General features: G+C 70.6%; 14 protein-coding genes. 11 read left to right on the top strand and 3 right to left on the bottom strand.

Annotation, left to right across the window (positions count from 1 at the left end; genetic code table 11):
- Window positions 1-7: 7 nt before the first annotated feature.
- Window positions 8-3,292 carry a BTAD domain-containing putative transcriptional regulator gene (locus CA951_RS11030; protein WP_087556882.1) on the bottom strand — a complete coding sequence of 1,095 codons (3,285 nt, stop codon included), beginning with the start codon at window positions 3,290-3,292 and terminating at the stop codon, window positions 8-10.
- 66 nt (window positions 3,293-3,358) lie between these two features.
- On the opposite strand from CA951_RS11030, the gene CA951_RS11025 reads away from it, so the two are divergent.
- Window positions 3,359-4,033, top strand: a complete 675-nt coding sequence (locus CA951_RS11025) for a hemerythrin domain-containing protein (protein ID WP_087556881.1) — start codon at window positions 3,359-3,361, stop codon at window positions 4,031-4,033.
- On the opposite strand, the gene CA951_RS11020 is transcribed toward CA951_RS11025, so the two are convergent.
- The gene (locus CA951_RS11020; protein WP_087556880.1) at window positions 4,006-5,499 is read right to left on the bottom strand and encodes a phospholipase D-like domain-containing protein; all 1,494 of its coding nucleotides are present in this window, start codon (window positions 5,497-5,499) and stop codon (window positions 4,006-4,008) included. The genes CA951_RS11025 and CA951_RS11020 overlap by 28 nt on opposite strands.
- 114 nt (window positions 5,500-5,613) lie before the next feature.
- Between CA951_RS11020 and CA951_RS11015 the strand changes: the two genes are divergently transcribed.
- A complete protein-coding gene (locus tag CA951_RS11015; protein WP_087556879.1) occupies window positions 5,614-6,714 on the top strand; it encodes a lipase family protein in 1,101 nt (366 codons plus the stop codon).
- On the opposite strand, the gene CA951_RS11010 is transcribed toward CA951_RS11015, so the two are convergent.
- The gene (locus CA951_RS11010; RefSeq protein WP_087557032.1) at window positions 6,707-7,804 is read right to left on the bottom strand and encodes an NAD(P)-binding domain-containing protein; all 1,098 of its coding nucleotides are present in this window, start codon (window positions 7,802-7,804) and stop codon (window positions 6,707-6,709) included. The genes CA951_RS11015 and CA951_RS11010 overlap by 8 nt on opposite strands.
- A gap of 144 nt (window positions 7,805-7,948) precedes the next feature.
- Here CA951_RS11010 and CA951_RS11005 point away from each other — a divergent pair, with 144 nt between their 5' ends.
- The 9 genes from CA951_RS11005 to CA951_RS10965 all read left to right on the top strand — a co-directional run bounded on the left by CA951_RS11005 (window position 7,949) and on the right by CA951_RS10965 (window position 18,122).
- On the top strand, window positions 7,949-8,680 hold the full coding sequence (locus CA951_RS11005; protein WP_005244016.1) for an enoyl-CoA hydratase: 732 nt from the start codon (window positions 7,949-7,951) through the stop codon (window positions 8,678-8,680).
- Between the two features lie 44 nt (window positions 8,681-8,724).
- Window positions 8,725-9,840, top strand: a complete 1,116-nt coding sequence (locus tag CA951_RS11000; RefSeq protein ID WP_256973475.1) for an MBL fold metallo-hydrolase — start codon at window positions 8,725-8,727, stop codon at window positions 9,838-9,840.
- Window positions 9,841-9,890: 50 nt separating this feature from the next.
- A complete protein-coding gene (locus CA951_RS10995) occupies window positions 9,891-12,341 on the top strand; it encodes an HAD-IC family P-type ATPase (protein ID WP_087556878.1) in 2,451 nt (816 codons plus the stop codon).
- A gap of 126 nt (window positions 12,342-12,467) precedes the next feature.
- Window positions 12,468-12,659, top strand: coding sequence for an antitoxin (locus tag CA951_RS10990; RefSeq protein WP_087556877.1), 192 nt, complete (start codon window positions 12,468-12,470; stop codon window positions 12,657-12,659).
- Window positions 12,660-12,765: 106 nt separating this feature from the next.
- A complete protein-coding gene (locus CA951_RS10985) occupies window positions 12,766-14,382 on the top strand; it encodes a Na+/H+ antiporter (RefSeq protein ID WP_087557030.1) in 1,617 nt (538 codons plus the stop codon).
- Window positions 14,379-15,644, top strand: a complete 1,266-nt coding sequence (locus CA951_RS10980; RefSeq protein WP_087556876.1) for a lipase family protein — start codon at window positions 14,379-14,381, stop codon at window positions 15,642-15,644. The genes CA951_RS10985 and CA951_RS10980 overlap by 4 nt, the downstream gene beginning before the upstream one ends.
- A gap of 85 nt (window positions 15,645-15,729) precedes the next feature.
- A complete protein-coding gene (locus tag CA951_RS10975) occupies window positions 15,730-16,938 on the top strand; it encodes a histidine kinase (RefSeq protein WP_087556875.1) in 1,209 nt (402 codons plus the stop codon).
- A 33-nt stretch (window positions 16,939-16,971) separates the two neighbouring features.
- On the top strand, window positions 16,972-17,766 hold the full coding sequence (locus tag CA951_RS10970) for a LytTR family DNA-binding domain-containing protein (RefSeq protein WP_087556874.1): 795 nt from the start codon (window positions 16,972-16,974) through the stop codon (window positions 17,764-17,766).
- Window positions 17,763-18,122, top strand: a complete 360-nt coding sequence (locus CA951_RS10965; protein ID WP_087557029.1) for a hypothetical protein — start codon at window positions 17,763-17,765, stop codon at window positions 18,120-18,122. Before CA951_RS10970 ends, CA951_RS10965 begins: the two co-directional genes overlap by 4 nt.
- Window positions 18,123-18,124: the final 2 nt, after the last annotated feature.

The following is an 18,124-nucleotide window of genomic DNA, read 5'->3' as shown; positions in this document are numbered from 1 at the left end:
CCGGCCGCTAGTGACCCACTTGGAACTCGCTTGGGTGGGTGGTCACCCGGGTGCGGGCGGCGTCGATCCAGGCCGGGCAGCCGCAGCGTTCGGCCAGTGCGAGCGCCGCGGCGTAGTGCGTGCGCGCCGCCTCGGGCCTGCCGAGCAGCATCTCGAGGTCGCCGAGGATGGTGTCGACGGGCCCGACCGCGAACGCCGCCGTGTCGCCGCCCCCGATCTGCCCGCTGTACGGGCTCAGTTCCGCGTGCACGGACGCCGCCTCGTCACGCTCGCCCAGCCCGGCGACGACGATGCCGCGCAGCGACATCATGAGGGAATGGAAGAAGTCGCGGCGGACGGGACGGAGGTGACGCCGGACCTGACGCGCCTGCTCCGGTTTGCCGTTGCCGAGAAGGGCGAGGGCGTGCAGATCGGCGAGCACGTCCGTGGCGGCACTGTCGACCGTCGCGATGACGGCCTCGAATTCGCCGGCCCGGCCCTCGGTGAGCCGCAGTGTGAACACCGCGAGGGCGAAGACGCTGTCTGCGTCGAGGCCGGCCCGGACCATCAACTCGTGGCCGCGCTCGTAGTGGCGTTCCGCCGAGGCCAGGTCGCCGGTGAGGTGCGCGACCATCGCCCGGTTCATCTGCCCGGTGGCCTGCGCCTGCTGGAACCGGTACCGGTCCGCCAGTTCCGACTGCAGGCCCATGTGATGTTCGATCGCCGGGATGTCGCCGTTGCCGGACGCGATCTCGGCCAGCAGGTGATGGCCGAGCATGGTGAACACCGGTAGCTGCGTCCGGTCGCCGATCCGGAGCAGTTCGTCGCCGATGACGTGGTCGCCGAGTGTGCTGGTCGGCGAGCCGGTTCCCGCGTGGACGGCGCAGAGCACCAGCCCGAGAAGCACCGGATCGTCCAGGCCGCGGGCGAGGACCTCGGCCTCCCGGACCGCGGACCCGGTGCGCTCGTGATCCTCGGCCCCGATCTCGTGGACGAGCGTGACCAGCAGCCGGCACCGCACCGCCGGCTCCGGTTCCTCGTCCCGCAGCAGCGCCTCGATCAGGTCCACGACGGCCGTGTCGACTTCGCCGTAGCGCCGGTTGATCCACGGTGTCGGGGTGTCGACGAACGCGAGCACCCGGATCGCCAGATCGGTGCGGCCCGCGTCCCGGGCGAGCGCGAGGGCCCGCTTCCGCGAACGGGCCCCGTCCAGTCCGATGCCCGCGGCGAGTTGGGTGCGGCTCAGCTCGGTGAGGATGTCGACGCGCTCGTCCACGGACGCCGCGTCGTCCGGCGGCAATCGGTCGGCCGCGCGGAGGGCGTCGTTCAGGTAGCCGATCTCCGCGTCGTGGGCGTAGCGGTCGGCCGCCTGCGCCGCGGCCGCGACGTTGTGGTCGAGGGCCTGCCGTGCGGTCGCGGCGGACAGCGCCTCGGTGAAATGGTGCGCGAGCGCCGCGACGTCGTGCGGCCGCAACGCCTCGAGCGCCGACCCGACCCGGGCGTGCCAGCGGCTCCTGCGCAGCCGGGTGAGGTCGGAATAGAGGGTGTCGCGGACGAGGGCGTGCGTGAAGCGGACGGTCCCGGAGCGCGGCTCGCCGAGCAGTCCGGCGATCACCCCCGATTCGAGTGCGTCGAACACGGCGTCCTCGTCGACTTCGGCGGCCCGGCTGAGGACGTCGATGTCGGATTCGCGACCCACGACCGCGGCCAGTCGCAGGACGGACACGGTCAGTTCGGGGAGGCGGGCGATCCGCCTGCGGAGAACGTCCCGGACCCCCTCGGGCACTTCCGACGTGGCCACCAGTTCGCCCTCACTGTCCAGGAGCCGGGCACTCTCCTGCAGGTAGAACGGATTTCCACCGGTCCGGTCGGCAAGCGCGCGGAGGATGCCGGGGTCGGGGTCGCGGCCCGACACGTGCCGGATCAGCTCCGCCGAGTCCTCGGGTCCGAGTCCGCCGAGGCGGATGCGCGTCGGTTGCAGCGACGCGAGATCGGCGAAACAGTTCTCCAGGTTCGCGTCGACCTCGTCCGGGCGGAACGCGAGGATCAGCAGGATCGGCGACCGCTGCTGGGCGAGCCGCACGAGGATCGACAGGGTGTCCTCGTCGGCGCGGTGGACGTCGTCGAGGACGACGGCGAGCGGGCCGTGATCGCGGACGGTCCCGAGGTAGTCGGCGACCGCACGGTGCAGCAGGAACCGTCCGCTCGGGTCGTCCGGCCGCGCCGCGTGTGAACGGTCGTCGGCGAGCAGGGGTGCCAGCGCGTCCGCCTCGGCGCCGGGGTCGACGGTCTCGCGCAGTGTCCGCAGGATCTCCACCCACGCCCAGGCGGGAGGGGCGCCGTCCACCTCGGGGCAGCGGCCCACCGCCACCTGCCATCCCGCGGCGTGCAGGGTTCGACGGAACCGGCGCAGCAGGGACGACTTCCCCGATCCGGCGTCGCCGCCCAGGAGGACCACCGGGGTGCCGGGATCGCTCATCAGCTCGGTCAGGGTCGCCAATTCCGCGGTGCGGCCGAGGAACCAGGGGGCCGGGGCGGTGTCGACGGGCACCGGGGCGGGGGCGGCGACGGGTGCGGACGGGACGGTGCCCGTGAGGATCCCGTGTTCGAGTTCGGTCAGACCGGGACCGGGGTCGAGGCCGAGTTCGTCCGCCAGCCGGGCACGGGCCTCCCGCAATGCGGCGAGGGCGTCGGCCTGTCGCCCGCTGCGGTGCAACGCCAGGGCGAGCAACCGCCACCCCTCTTCCCGGAGCGGATGGTCCCGGGTGAGGGACTGCGCGTCGAGTACCGCGCCCGCGGCGTCGCCGGACGCGACGGCGGCGGCCACCGCCCGCTCGCGCGCTACCACCCGGAGTTCCTCGAGCCGGGCGATCTCGGCGAGTGCCCAGTGCTCACCGGCCACCTCGGCGAACGCAGGCCCCCGCCACAGGCCGAGCGCCCGCTCCAGGTCGGCCCGCCCGGTGCCCGCGGCAGAGCGGACCAGGTTTTCGAATTCCCACGCATCGACAGCGGACGGTGGGAGGGTGAGCGCGTAACCGGGGGCGCGGCTCACCAGGACGGTGGAGTCCGCCCGTGGCGCACGGCGCGGCTCGAGTGCCCGCCGCAGATTGGAAATGTATGCCTGAAGTGCACCGACGGCCCGCGCCGGGGGAGTGCCATGCCAGAGGTCGTCGACGAGCCGATCCACCGGAACCACCTCGCCGCGCGCGACGAGCAGCAAGGCGAGCACGGCCCGCTGGCGGGGGCCGCCGAGGTCCACCGCCCCCGATTCGTCCTCCGCCTCGAGCGTCCCGAGTACTCGAATCCGCACCATCGTGCCAAGCGTAGGCACTAGTGGCCTCCAAGTGCTCTCCAAGACGCCGAACCGACCCTTGATCGCATGACGACTCCGACTGCTCACCCGACCCGCCCCGACACCCGCGAGATGGTGGTGGTCCACAACTGCTTCCGCCGCCAGTTCGCCGCGCTGCCCGCACTCGTCCGCGGAGTTCCCGCCGGCGACACCGCCCGGGCCGGGGAGGTGGTCGCGTTCTTCGACGAACTCGCCACCGCCCTCCACCACCATCATTCGAGTGAGGACGACCTGCTGTGGCCGAAGCTACTCGACCGCGCGCCCACCGACGCGGCGCTGGTGCTGCGGATGGAGGAGCAGCACGAGCGCATCTCCGAGCTACTGTCGCTGGCGCAGTCGCAGGGCGCCGCGTTCGCGGCGGACGCGGCGGACGGCGAACCGCTGGCGAAGACGCTGACCGCGCTGTCCACGGCGCTGGGCGAGCACCTCGGTGAGGAGGAGCGGCACATCCTCCCGATGGCGGAGCAGTTCATGACACTCGCCGAGTGGCAGGAGATGGGTGACCGTGGCCGCGCGTCGATCCCCAAGGACCGGCTGCTGGTGTTCCTCGGCTACATCCTCCAGGGAGCGACCCCCGAGGAGCGCCGAATGTTCCTGTCGGAGATGCCGTTCGCGGCCAGGATGGCCTGGTCGATACTGGGGCGGCGGGCGTTCCGCAAGGACTACCGGCGCATCTACCGTACCGAACCGGCCGCCTTCTGACGTCGGATCACCCTGCGCCGCAACCGGCCCCGGCTGGTCCGCTCCCAGAAGTTCGGCGGTGTGCGTTCGGGATCCATCAGTTCGTTTTCGGCGAGCGGGCTGTCTTCGTCCTCGACCGTGTCCGGCTCGAACTTCTCCAATGTCCGGCCACCGCCGCGCAGCGCCTCGACGGTGCCCAGGAGCGACGACGTCTCGGACAGCGTGTCGTCGAACAACCGGGCCGGGACACCCAGGTGCTCGCAGACGAGCTGACGGCGAATGCCGAGGATGGTCTCCCGCAGTTCGTCACCGTTCGCCGTGTCCGCGGTGACCTCGACCGCCAGATCGCATTCGGAGTCGAACCCCATCGACCGGTTGTTCAGGTTCGACGAACCCACCCGCAGGAGACGGTCGTCCATCACCAGCACCTTGGCGTGGACGTAGATCGGCTCACCGTCCGCCGTGACGGGGTAGTAGACGCCCAGCCGGTTCCCGGTGTCGGCCCGCCAGAGCAGGTGCAGTAACCGGCGGCGGGCGCCGTCCATCGCCTTTTGCTCGAGCCAGCCGTCGGCGTTGCGCGGCAGCACCAGCACGATCTCCGGGCCGTCCGGTTCCTGTAGTCGCGCGGCGATCGCCTCGGCGAGGGTGCGCGACGCCAGGTACTGGCTCTCGATGTACAGCGACCGCTCGGCGCCGGCGATCGCGGCCAGGTACAGGGCCTCGATCTCCCGGACCTCGTCCCGGTCGTCCAGCTCCGGCAGCGTGCGTGCGACGCCCACGTTGACGCCGCGCATGGTCGGCTCGAGCCCCTCCGGCCACGGCGTCCGTCCCGCGATCTCGTCGACCGGCGCCAGATCCTGCCCGGTGGCCGCCTTCCACCGGGCGCGGGCCAGTTCGCCGATGGCCTTCGCTGCGTCCCTGTCGACGGCGGTCGTCGCGTCGTGCCACGGCCCGTACCGCTTGCCGTTCGGCTGCGTCCGGTAATGGTTGCGGTCCCGATGTTCGGGGGTGTCCCACCGGTCGACGGTCATGTCGATGCCGCCGCAGAACGCGAGCGCGTCGTCGATGACGACGATCTTCTGGTGGTGCGCCGAGCCGATCGGGTGGGCGGCGTCGAGTTCGAAGTGCAGTCGGCGGTCCGTCACCCAGTTGACCACGAAGATCGGGGTCATCCCGCGTCCGATCGCGGTGAACGCCCCGATGTTCCATTTGAGCAGGTAGATCTCGAGATCCGGACGTTCGCGGGTCAGCCAGGCCAGGAACCGGCCGAGCTGATTGGGCCCGTCGAGCGTCTTCTCGTCCGGTTCGAACTGGATCCTCGTGTCGAAGTCCCAGCCGATGAGGATGATGCGCCTGCGCGCCTGCAGCATCGCGGACTTGGCGTGGCGGAAGTAGTCCGCCGCGTCGACGATGCACGCGAGACGATCGGCGGGGGCAACCTGCCAGCAAGTGTCGCCCGGAGTCAGGATCGGGCTGTCGTCGCTCATGTCTCTTCTGCTCTCCCGGTCTCGTGTGTCCCACTTCCCCGCGAGTGGACGATTTACAGTACTGCGCCACCCCCGCGCAGCTACCGTTGAGAGGTGCGGAGGTGGTGGCGCATTGTGGCGTTGCTCGCACTGGTCAGCGTGCTGTGGGCACCAACTGTCGGTGCGGATCCGCTGCGGGCCGGATCGAGCCCCGGCGCCGTCGTCGCGTCGTCCGAGTTGCCTGCCGAACTCTGGCTCCGTGGGACCGGCAGTGCGTACCGGATGACGTACCTGACCACCGACCGGCACGGCATCGCCCCCTGCACCGGGATGGTGTTCGTGCCGCCCGGGACGCCGCCCGCCGGGGGATGGCCCGTCATCGCGTGGGCGCACGGAACGGTGGGGGACTCCGACGCCGACGCACCGTCCGTGACGGGCGTCGACCCGCAATCCTCGGACTACGTGAGCAGCTGGCTGCAACTCGGCTACGCCGTGGCCGCCACCGACTACGTGGGCCTGGGCACCCCCGGGGTGCCGCCCTACCTCGACGGGAAGGTCGCAGGCCGCAGCGTCGTCGACTCCGTGCGCGCCGCCAGGGAGATCGACGCCGACCTGTCCTCCACGTGGATGGCCGTCGGACTGTCCCAGGGCGGTCAGGCCGCGGTGTTCGCCGCACACGTCGCCACGTCGTACGCGCCGGAACTCGACTACCGCGGGGCCGTCGCCAACGGGGTGCCGTCGAACATCGAGATGGTGTCGAACTGGAGCGGCCCCTCGTTTCCGCCGCAGGGCCTCGCCGGTCTCACCGTGTACATGTCGTACCTGATCGCGGGAGTCCGCGACGCGTACCCGGAACTGGACGTCGACAGCTACCTGACCCCGGTCGGGAAGCAGTTCGTCGACGCGGCCCCCGAAGTGCCGTTCCGGCAGTTCGCGACCATGACCGGCACCGTGTCGGTGGCACAGATGCTGTCGCGGGCACTCGACGTGCCCGTGCTGCAGGACGCGCTGCGCGAATACCTCGAGGTCCCGGTCGCGGGCTACGACCGTCCGCTGCTGCTCGTGCAGGGCGTCACCGACGCGTCGGTGCCGCTGCCGCTCACGGAGAAGCTCGTCTCCGAAATGCGCGGGGCCGGAACGAATCTCGACTACCGGGTGTACTCGGGTGGCCACTTCGGGAGCATGTACCAGGCCGGCCCCGACCAGGCCTCGTTCATCGCCTCGCTGATCAGGTAGGGGCGGGCAGGCCGAGGTGGCGGGTGAGTTCGCGGGCCGCGGCCTGCCCGGCCCGGTTGGCGCCGATCGTCGACGACGACGGTCCGTACCCCACGAGATGGATCCGCGGATCCGACGCCACCTGGGTGGCCAGGCGTCCCGTCATCGTGATGCCGCCGCCCGGTCCGCGCAGCCGCAGCGGTGCGAGGTGATCGAGTGAACTGCGAAAACCCGTACACCACAGGATCACATCGACCTTCGCCTCGTGCCCGTCGGCCCAGCGGACACCGTCCGCGGTGATCTCGCTGAACATCGGTTGCCGCGCCAGCACGCCGCGTTCGCGGGCGGCGCGGATCGCGGGCGTCACGGGCAGCCCCGTCACCGACACCACCGAGCCCGGCGGCAGCCCGCGGCGAACCCGGTCCTCGACCAGTGCGACGGCGGCCCGGCCGATCTCGGGTGTGAACGGCTCGTCCCGGAATTCCGGCGGGCGTCGCGTCACCCACGTGGTGGTCGTGACCCGGGAGATCTCGTCGAGCAACTGCACCGCCGAGATGCCGCCGCCGACGACGAGGACGTGCTGTCCCGCGAAGTCCTGCGCCGAGGAGTAGTCCTTGGTGTGCACCTGGCGGCCGGTGAACGCCTCCGCGCCGGGATAGCGGGGAATGAAGGGGCGTTCCCACGTTCCCGTCGCGTTGATCAGACCGCGGGCCGACACCACGCCGCTGTCGGTCTCGATGCGCAGACGCTCGTCGCGGGCGCACACCACCCGGGTGTGCACGGGGCGGTGCACCGGCAACTCGAACTGTTTCTCGTACGTCGCGAAGTACTGGGGAACCGCGCTCGACGCGTGCACCAGCGCGGCCTCGGGGTCGTCCGGGTCCAATCCGACCGTCGCGGCGAAGCCCAGCCCGGGAAGGTCGTGGACACCGTTGACGGTGCTCAGCGTCAGGGACGGCCACCGGAACTGCCACGCACCACCGGGTCCCGGTGCGTGATCGAGCACCACGAAACCGGACTCCGGTTCCACCCCGAACCTGCGCAGATAGTAGGCAGCTGACAGTCCCGCCTGCCCCGCGCCGATCACGGCGACGTCCACTTCACTGTTCATGTCGGTCCTCACCTCCACACTCACAACTACCGCAGAGCCTCGTGTGTTCCGGCCGATCCCGCTGTGGTTGGGTGACAGACGTCCAGTCGGGTGGGCAGGGAAGAATTCGTCAGTGGACAGCAATTACGAAGAAAGCGAGTGGACATGATCGGGACGAGTCGTGACGGCGACGTCTTCACCCTCGAACTGCAACGACCCGACCGTCGCAATGCGTTGAACACCGAGATCTGCGAACTGCTGCGCGAGGAGACGGAGAAGTCCGTCACCGACGGCGCGCGGGTGATCGTCCTCACAGGGCAGGGCAGCGCGTTCTGCGCGGGCGCCGACCTGTCGGGCGACGTGTACGCCGACGGGTTCACCGACACCCTGCTCGAGATGCTGCACACCATCGACTCGGTCCCCGTCCCCGTCATCGCGGCGATCAACGGCCCCGCGATCGGCGCGGGCAGCCAGCTGGCGCTCGCCGCGGACCTGCGCGTGGTCGCGCCCGAGGCCCGCTTCGCCATCCCCGCCGCCAAGCTCGGGATCTCCGTGGACCGGTGGACCGTGCACCGGCTGGCCGCCCTGATCGGCGGCGGACCGGCACGAACGATCCTGCTCGGCGCGGAAGAGGTCGGGGCCGACGAGGCGCTGGCGCACGGCCTCGCCAACAAGCGCGGCGACCTCGCCGTCGCGCAGCAGTGGGCGCACTCGATCGCGCGCCTCGCGCCGCTGTCGCTGCAACACCTCAAGATGGTGCTCAACGACGACGGCACCCAGAGCCCGCCGCCGCCCGAGCAGCTCGCGGCGTTGCACGCGGCGTGGAAGAGCTACGACGCGCAGGAGGCGCGGGCCGCCCGCGCCGAGAAGCGTCCCCCGGTGTTCCGCGGTCAGTAGCCGTCGGGCGCACCTTTCCCGCACGCGTGGTTACAGTTGTCGGGGTGAAAGCGAAGAACGCCGTGACGACTGTTCTGGCCACCGCCGCCCTCGGGTGGCTGACGCGCGCCGCGTGGGGGCTTCCGTCCCAGATGGGTGCGTCGCGGGCCAAGGTGCGCCCGTACGCCGCGACGTCGCCGCGGTACCGCAACCGTCAGTTCCACAACACCGATCCGAGCAGCATGATGCTGTCCAGTTCGGAGACCGGGATCCTCAAGGCGCTGATCACGCGGGGCAAGGCGGGACGCCCACGTAGGCCGATCCCGCTGGCGACGCCGCTCGCGCCCGTCGAGGCGGCCGACGTCGCGGTCACCTGGTACGGCCATTCGAGTGTGCTCGTCGAGGTCGACGGCTACCGGGTGCTGGCCGACCCGGTGTGGAGCCGCCGGGTGTCGCCGTCCGCCTTCATCGGTCCGTCCCGCATGCACCCGACCCCGGTGCCGCTTTCCGACCTGCCCGTCCTCGACGCCATCGTCATCTCGCACGACCACTACGACCATCTCGACATGGCCACCGTGCAGCAACTCGCCGCCACCCAGAAGGCGCCGTTCGTCGTGCCGGTCGGGCTCGGTGCGCACCTGCGTCACTGGCGGGTGCCGGAGGAGCGGATCGTGGAACTCGACTGGGACGAGTCGACGACGCTCGGCGAACTCACCCTCACGTGCACCGAGGCCCGGCACTTCTCCGGCCGGGGCCTGGTGCGCAACACCACCCAGTGGGCGTCGTGGGTGCTCGCAGGCCCGAGCCGGAAGGTGTTCTTCGGCGGCGACAGCGGATACACGACGCGGTTCGCCGACCTGGGCCGCCGCTACGGACCGTTCGACCTCACGCTGCTGCCCGTCGGCGCCTACGACACTCGGTGGGCGGACATCCACATGAATCCCGAGGAGGCGGTGCAGACCCACGCCGACCTCAACGCCGGCGACGCGACCCGCGGACTGCTGGTGCCCGTGCATTGGGCCACGTTCAACCTCGCGTTCCACAGTTGGTCCGAGCCGATCGTCCGGCTGCTCGCGGCCGCGCAGGAGGCGGGCACCCCGGTGGCCGTGCCGATGCCCGGGCAGCGCGTCGACGCACTGAAACCGGCCGCCCAGACCCCGTGGTGGACCGCACTCGGCTGAACCCGGCGCGCATCCCCTCCGAGCCGAGCCCGGTTGCGTAGCCTTTGACCATGGCATACGACGAAACGGGCACCGACAGCGTTGCAGTCGTCGCAGTGGCGGGGCTGACGGCCGCCCAGGTCGCGGAGCGGGTGGCGGCGGGCAAGACCAACGACGTCCCGGACCGGGCCAGCCGGTCGGTGCGCGACATCGTGCGCGCCAACGTGTTCACCCGGATCAACGCGATCCTCGGGGTGCTGCTGATCATCGTGCTGGCCACAGGTTCGATCGTCGACGGCATGTTCGGCCTGCTGATCATCGCCAACAGTGGGATCGGCATCATCCAGGAAGTGCGGGCCAAGCGGACCCTCGACAAACTGGCGATCGTCAGTCAGACCAAACCGGTGGTCCGCCGCGACGGTGTCGCCGTCGCGATGGCACCCCGGGAGGTCGTGCTCGACGACATCATCGAACTCGGGGCAGGCGACCAGATCGTCGTCGACGGGGTCGTGGTGGAGGCGGCGACCCTCGACATCGACGAGTCCCTCCTCACCGGCGAGGCCGATCCCGTGGACAAGGACGTGGGTCAGCAGGTGCTGTCGGGAAGTTTCGTCGCGTCGGGCAGCGGCTGTTACCGGGCCACGAAGGTCGGAGGCGACGCCTACGCCGCGAAACTCGCGGACGAGGCCAGCAAGTTCACGCTCGTGCACTCGGAGTTGCGCAGCGGCATCGACAAGATCCTGAAATTCATCACGTACCTGATGATTCCGGCGGGTCTGCTGATCATCTACAACCAGTTGTTCTCGAGCGGCGAATCGATCCGGCCCGCGCTCAACGGGATGGTGGCCGCGCTGGTGCCGATGGTGCCCGAGGGCCTGGTGCTGATGACGTCGATCGCGTTCGCGGTCGGGGTGATCCGGCTCGGTCAGCGGCAGTGCCTCGTGCAGGAGTTGCCTGCCATCGAAGGCCTCGCCCGCGTCGACGTGGTGTGCGCCGACAAGACCGGCACCCTCACCGAGAACGGCATGCGGCTGTCCGAACTGCGCTGCGCCGACCCGTCCGACGCCGAACCCTCCCGCGCGGCACTCGCCGCGATGGCGGCATCCGACCCCCGTCCGAACGCCAGCGTCCTTGCGATCGCGGAAGCCTTTCCCGACGCCCCCGGCTGGGGTGACTCCACCGCGGAGGCCCCGTTCTCCTCTGCCAAGAAATGGAGCGGTCAGTCCTACGGTGCCCACGGCAACTGGGTCCTCGGCGCTCCCGACGTGCTGCTCGACCCCGCCAGCGACATGGCCCGGCAGGCCGAGGAAGTCGGCTCCTCGGGACTGCGGGTGCTCCTGCTCGGCAGTTGCGACGTCCCGGTCGACCACCCCACCGCGCCGGGTGCGATCACACCGCGCGCGCTGGTGATCCTGGAACAGCGGGTGCGTCCCGACGCCCGCGGCACCCTCGAGTACTTCGCGAGCCAGAGCGTCACCGTGAAGGTCATCTCCGGTGACAACGCCGTGTCGGTCGGCGCGGTGGCCGGATCGCTGGGGCTGCCCGGCGGCGACCGTCCCGTCGACGCCCGCGAGCTGCCCGCCGACCGCGACGCCCTCGCCGAGACCCTGGAAAAGGCCACGACGTTCGGACGGGTGCGCCCCGACCAGAAGCGGGAGATGGTGGGGGCGCTGCAGTCTCGCGGTCACACCGTCGCGATGACGGGCGACGGCGTCAACGACGTGCTGGCCCTCAAGGACGCCGACATCGGCGTGTCGATGGGATCGGGCAGCCCCGCCACCCGCGCGGTCGCGCAGATCGTGTTGCTGGACAACAAATTCGCCACCCTGCCGTACGTGGTGGGCGAGGGCCGCCGGGTGATCGGCAACATCGAACGCGTCTCGAATCTGTTCCTCACCAAGACCGTGTACTCGGTGCTGCTGGCGTTCCTCATCGGAATTACCGGTGTACTGTCACAGATCTTCCACTTCGAGCCGGTGCCGTATCCGTTCCTGCCGCGGCACGTGACGATCGCCGCCTGGTTCACCATCGGCATTCCCGCGTTCATCCTGTCGCTGGCCCCGAACAACGAGCGGGCGCGCTCCGGGTTCGTGCCGCGCGTGATGCGTCTCGCTGTGCCGTCCGGGGTGATCATCGGTGTCACGACGTTCATTTCGTATCTCCTCGTATACGCGGGCCCGGATCAGACGGAGACGCAGAAGATTCAGGCGGGCACGTCGGCGCTCATCACCCTCATCATGATCGCCCTGTGGGTGCTGGCCGTCGTCGCCCGGCCGTACGTGTGGTGGAAGCTGGTGCTGATCTTCGGATCCGTAGCGGGATACCTCATCCTGTTCGCGGTGCCGTTCACGCGGGAGTTCTTCAAACTCGATCCGACCAACGTCGGCGCCACCACCTCCGCCCTCGTGTGCGGGCTCGTGGGAGTGGTTCTCGTCGAAATCGGATGGTGGGTCACGGGCCGCCTGCACGGCGAGCATCGCCGCCTCTTCGCGGCGCCGGAAGATCTTCCGGGCGTGCACTGACCGGAGTACTGCTCGCGACGATCCGAACGGTTGGCGTCGCCGAGTCAATGCTGTGAGACTGGGGGCACGGCGAGTGATCGGACTCGCGCGGACACTGCGTGCGCATGCACCGGAGGAGGAAGAACGATGAGTTTCGTCGACACACTGAAGGGCCTGCTGGGCAAGGGGAAGGAAGCCGCTTCAGAGAACGCGGACAAGGTTCACGGCGCCATCGACAAGGCCGCCGACGTGGCGGACAGCAAGACCGGGGGCAAGTACAGCGACAAGATCGACAAGGCCGCCGACGCGGCGAAGAAGGCTGTTCCCCCGAAGGAGTGAACCCTTCCCAGACACACCCGTGCGGGCCCCGGTTCTCGGACCGGGGCCCGCACGTGTCTTCGGCGATGACCCGCGCATCGCGGGCGGGCGCGGCAGAATCGGTGTCGTGAACGGCGTCCTCGTGCTTCTCGTCATCATCGTGGCCATCGCCGTGACGAGTTTCGCGAAGCGCCGCGATCTGCAGGCGCCGCTCGTCCTCGTCACCATCGGGTCGGTGGCGTCGTTCATCCCCGGGATGCCGCGGCTCGAACTGGACCCGGAGGCCATCCTCGGGGTGGTGCTGCCACCGCTGCTGTACTCCGCGGCGCTCAAGTTCTCGGTGGCCACGTTCCGGCGCCACCTCGCACCGATTCTGCGGCTGGGGATCTTCACCGTCCTGGCGACCGCGGTGGGCGTGGGCTTCTTCGCCAACTGGCTGGTTCCCGAATTCACGCTCGGCGCGGCGCTGGTCCTCGGCGCCGTGGTCGCGCCCACGGACGCGGTCAGCGCCGTCGCGGTCGGCCGAAGACTGGGTTTACCGAACCGGGTGATCGCGATCCTCACCGGTGAGGGACTCGTCAACGACGCGACCGCGCTGACCCTGTTCGCCGTCGCCGTGTCCGCCGTCGTCGGGGCGGAGATTCCCGTGCCCCCCGTGGTGTTCTTCGCCTACGAGGTGGTCGGCGGGGTGCTGATCGGACTGGTGCTCGCAAAGATCGTCGAGTGGGTGCGCCGCCGCATGTACGACTCGCCGCTGGAAACGGTGCTGGGGCTGATGCTCCCGTTCGCCGCGTACCTCGCGGCCGAGGAGATGCACGCGTCCGGGGTGCTGTCCGTCGTCGCCGCAGGGTTCCTGATGGGGCACAAGGCCACCGACGCGTCCGTCGCCACCCGAATCCAGGAGCGGTCGCTGTGGGAGAGCGTCGACCTCCTGCTCGAGATGTTCGTGTTCGCCTACATGGGGCTGCAACTGAGGTTCGTCATCGACGACGTCCGGGACCAGGGCCTGCCGGTGCACCACATCTTCTTCTACGGCTTCGCGGTTCTCGCCGTGGTCATGGCGATCCGCCCGGCGTGGATCCTGCTGCACTGGCTCCGCCGCCGCCTCGGGCTGGCGATCAGGACGCCGGGCGGATCGGTGGAACTGGGGTGGCGGGAGAGCGTCGTCGTGTCCTGGGCGGGAATGCGCGGGGTGGTCACGCTCGCCGCCGCGTCCGGTGTGCCCGTGGTGGTCGCGAGCGGGCAGCCGTTCCCGGGGCGCGAGGTGATCCAGGCGATCGCGTTCGTCGTGGCCGTCGGCACCCTGCTGATCCAGGGCGCCACCATGCCGCTGCTGATCCGGATGCTCGATCTGGCGGATCCCGACGAACGCAGGCGCGAGGAGGAACAGGTGACGCTGGCCCGCGCGATCTCCCGCGACGCGGGTGAACGGGCGCTCGTCGAATTCGCCGCGAATCCGCCCACGGGAGTCGACCGCGCGGCGGTCACCGACATCCTCGACCGGGTGCGGCGGTCGATGCGGGCCCGGCTGCAGGCCGAGGAGGCGGAGGACGCCGCCGAGAAGCAGCGGGCAGGCGCACTGTTCGACCACTACCGCCGCGCCGCCCTGCGCGCGCAACGGGAGGCGCTCATCGCCGCCCGCGATGCGGGCACACTCGACGACGAAGTGATGCGTAGCGTGTTGGAAGGACTCGATGTGGAGGAGGCCGCAGCCGAGGAGCGGGTGCGGAGACGTCGCGAATGAGGTGCGAGGTGGGTGTGCGTCCGGTGCGAACCGCCGTGGTCGCGCTGGCCGGTGCCCTGGCGCTGACCGTTCCCCTCACGCTGACCGCCTGCGCCACGGACGCGGCCTCCCCGGCCCCGCCCCCCACGACCTCGGTGGCCGCACCCGCTTCTCCACCCGTTGCCCCGGCGCCGACGGGTGACCAGCGGGGCGCGCTGATCAGTCAGCAGCCGGTGCCCGACATCGACCCGGCGATCACCGCCCTCGGCGCCACGGCCACCCGCGTCGTCTACCGGTCGACGTCCGGCGTCGACGGCGGCGGCGCGGAGGTGGTGGGCACGGTCTTCACTCCAGGCGGTCCCGCACCGGACGGCGGCAGGCCCGTCGTGACGGTCGGGCACGGCACCACGGGCGTCACCGACGAATGCGCCCCCTCGTCGTCGCCGACCCTGCTGGGCACCACGAACCTCGTCCGGCCGCTGCTGCAGCGGGGGTACGTCGTGACCGTCACCGATTACCAGGGCCTCGGCACCGACGGCCCGCACCCCTACCTCGAACCGGACACCGCCGCCTACGACCTGATCGACGCGGTCCGGGCGGCGCGCACCGTGGTGCCGGATGCGTCGACGCGCTGGGCGGCGATCGGCGTGTCGCAGGGAGGGCAGGCGTCGTGGTCCGCGGCCGAGCACGCCGGCAACTACGGCGACGGCCTCGAGTTCGTCGGCGCGGCGAACCTGTCACCCGCGGCCGACTTGTCGGGGATCGTCGCGGACGGGACCGTCGAACCACTGTCGTTGCCGCAGAAGATGTTCCTGCCGTACCTTCTCGAGGGACTGCAGGTGATCCACCCCGAACTGAACCCGGACGACTACATGCGCGGCGCCCTCGCCGCCAGCCCCGACGTCACGCTGTCCTGCGTCGCCGCGAAACTCCAGGAGAAGTGGACGGTGGCAACCCGGCTCACCCCGGCCGACACGGGACCGCGGACGCCCGCCGACGCCGAGCGCATGCGGGGGTGGCTGCGGGACATCGCGCTGCCGAAGACCGGTGCGGGCGGACCGATGCTCGTCGTGGTGGGGGATCGGGACAACCTCATTCTGCCGCAATGGACTTCGCAGGCCGTCGACAACGCGTGCGCGCTCGGCGACGTGATCGAGTTCGACACCCGGCCCGGGGAGGGGCACGCGGACGGGCGGTCCGTCCCGGGGGCGGTGCAGTGGATCGCCGACCGCTTCGCCGGCGTGCCCGCGCCGGACACGTGCGCCGAGGGGGGAACACCGTGAAGAAGGCGGATCTCGAACGGCTGCGGGCGCTGTGCCTCGCCCTACCGGAGGCGACGGAGCTGATCGCCCGACCGGACACCGGCGAATGACGGGATCCGTCGTCGCCGTGGTGGCGTTGCTCGTCCTTGTTCCTCTCGTCACGTTCACCGCCGTGTGGCTGCGCGCCCGGCGCGAGTTGACGACGCCCACCGAGCGGGCCGTCCACACGACCCTCCACACCGCGTCGCTGGCGGCGCGCCCGTTGCGGCGGGGGCTCGACGAGACGTCGGCGGACGAGGCCGCACCGCATCTGCGTCAGCTGACCGGCGCGCAGGCGCTGGGCGTCTTCGACGCCGCCGGTGACCTGCTCGCGTGGAGCGGACCGCACGAGGCGATGACCGAACAACTACGCGACGCGGCGGCCCGCGCGGTCGACGGGGAACGCCGGGTGCTCGTGGCCTACGGCGGCCTCGTCCGGGGTGCGGGTGACAACGCGGTCCGCGCGCTGATCGCCCAGCCGCTGCTCATCGAGGCCACCGGGGTGGTCGGTGTGCTCGGCATCGTCACCACCGAAGACCCCGGGCCGGGCATGCTCGGCGCCGTCACCGAGGTCGCCCGGTACGCGTGCAGCCAGATCGAACTCGCCGACCTCGACGCGTCCCGCGCCCGCCTCGACCGCGCCGAGGTCCGGGCGCTGCGCGCGCAGATCAGCCCCCATTTCATCTACAACGCGCTGAACACGGTGGCGTCGTTCGTCCGCACCGACCCCGACCGCGCCCGGGAACTGATCCTCGAATTCGCCGACTTCACCCGGTACTCGTTCCGGTCGGCGGGGGAGTTCACCCAGCTGGCCGACGAACTGCGCAACATCGACCGGTACCTCACCCTCGAACGCGCCCGGTTCGGCGACGCCCTCGCCGTGAAATTGCAGGTGGCGCCCGAGGTGCTGAACGTGGTGCTGCCGTTCCTCGCGCTGCAACCGCTGGTCGAGAACGCGGTCCGGCACGGCATCGCCGCCAAACCGGACGGCGGCACCGTCAGCATCGTCGCCGCCGACGAGGGCACCGACTGCGTGATCAGCGTCGAGGACGACGGCGTCGGCATGGACCCGGAACTGCTGCGGTCGGGATCGCTGGACTCGGTGGCCGAGTCCTCCGGGGTCAAGGAGGCGGCACACGTCGGGCTCGCCAACGTCGACGACCGCCTGCGCGCCGCGTTCGGAAACGACTACGGACTGGTGGTGGAGACCGCGCCCGGCGCGGGCACCAAGGTGAGCATGCGCGTCCCGAAGTTCCGGCGGGGGATCTCGACGTGACCGGGAAGCGTCCGTGCGACGATTGCTCTCGTTGTGAACCACACTGACGACAGGTCTCCGGACGCACCCCTCACCGTGCTGGCCGTCGACGACGAGAAACCCGCCCTCGACGAGTTGGCGTTCCTGCTGCGCGCCCAGGACGCAGTCGGCGACATCCGGACCGCGGGCGACGCCACCACGGCGCTGCGTATCCTCCGGGACGGCGAGATCGACGCCGTCTTCCTCGACATCAACATGCCCGGACTCGACGGTCTCGAGCTGGCCGGGATCCTCGCGAACTTCGCGTCCCCGCCGCAGGTGGTATTCGTGACCGCCCACGACGACCGGGCCGTCGCAGCCTTCGACCTCGGTGCCGTGGACTACCTCCTCAAACCGCTGCGCGAGGAGCGGCTGGCGGAATCCGTGCGCCGCATCGTCGAGGGGCGTCGCAGGCGCCTCGAAGCCGGGCCTCCCGCCCCCACCGACGAGGTGATCCCCGTCGAACTCGGCGGCATCACCACCCTCGTGCACCGGTCCTCCGTGGAATGGGTCGAAGCGGACGGCGACTACGCGCGCCTGCACACCGCGGACGGCTCCCACCTCGTCCGCATCCCCATCTCGGCGCTGGAGACGCGCTGGGCGGACGCCGGGTTCCTGCGGGTGCACCGCTCGTACCTCGTCGCGCTGCCGCGGGTCACCGGGATCCGGACCGTCGGCACCGGACTGGTCGTGTGCCTCCGCGCCCACGGCGACCACCCGCCCGTCGAACTGCCGGTCAGCCGCAGGCACACCCGGATGCTCAAGGACCGGCTGGTCCGGGCGCCGAAACAGACGTGGACGGCGCGATGAGTTCGCCCGAGCGGGTGCGGGTCGTCCTCGCCCAGCGTCGCGGGGCGCGCATCGTCCGCACCCGCGTCGAAGTGCAGGAACAGACCGCGGTCGGGGACGCGATGATCCGCGGCCTCGTCCGCACCCAACTCGTGCTCGCGATCCGGCTGGCGCTGCTCGCGGCGTGCCTGCTGTGCGCGGTACCGCTCGTGATGTTCCTGTTCCCGGCGTTGTCGCACGTGGCGGTGCTGGGAATCCGGCTGCCGTGGGTGGTCCTCGGCGCGCTCGTGTATCCGGTGCTCCTGACCACCGGCTGGATCTACGTGCGGCAGGCCGAGCGCAACGAGCAGGAATTCACCGACCTGGTGGACGACTGAGC

This window comes from Rhodococcus sp. NCIMB 12038, from assembly GCF_002165735.1.
Lineage (GTDB): Bacteria > Actinomycetota > Actinomycetes > Mycobacteriales > Mycobacteriaceae > Rhodococcus_F.
This window is presented reverse-complemented; position numbering and strand designations above follow the sequence as displayed.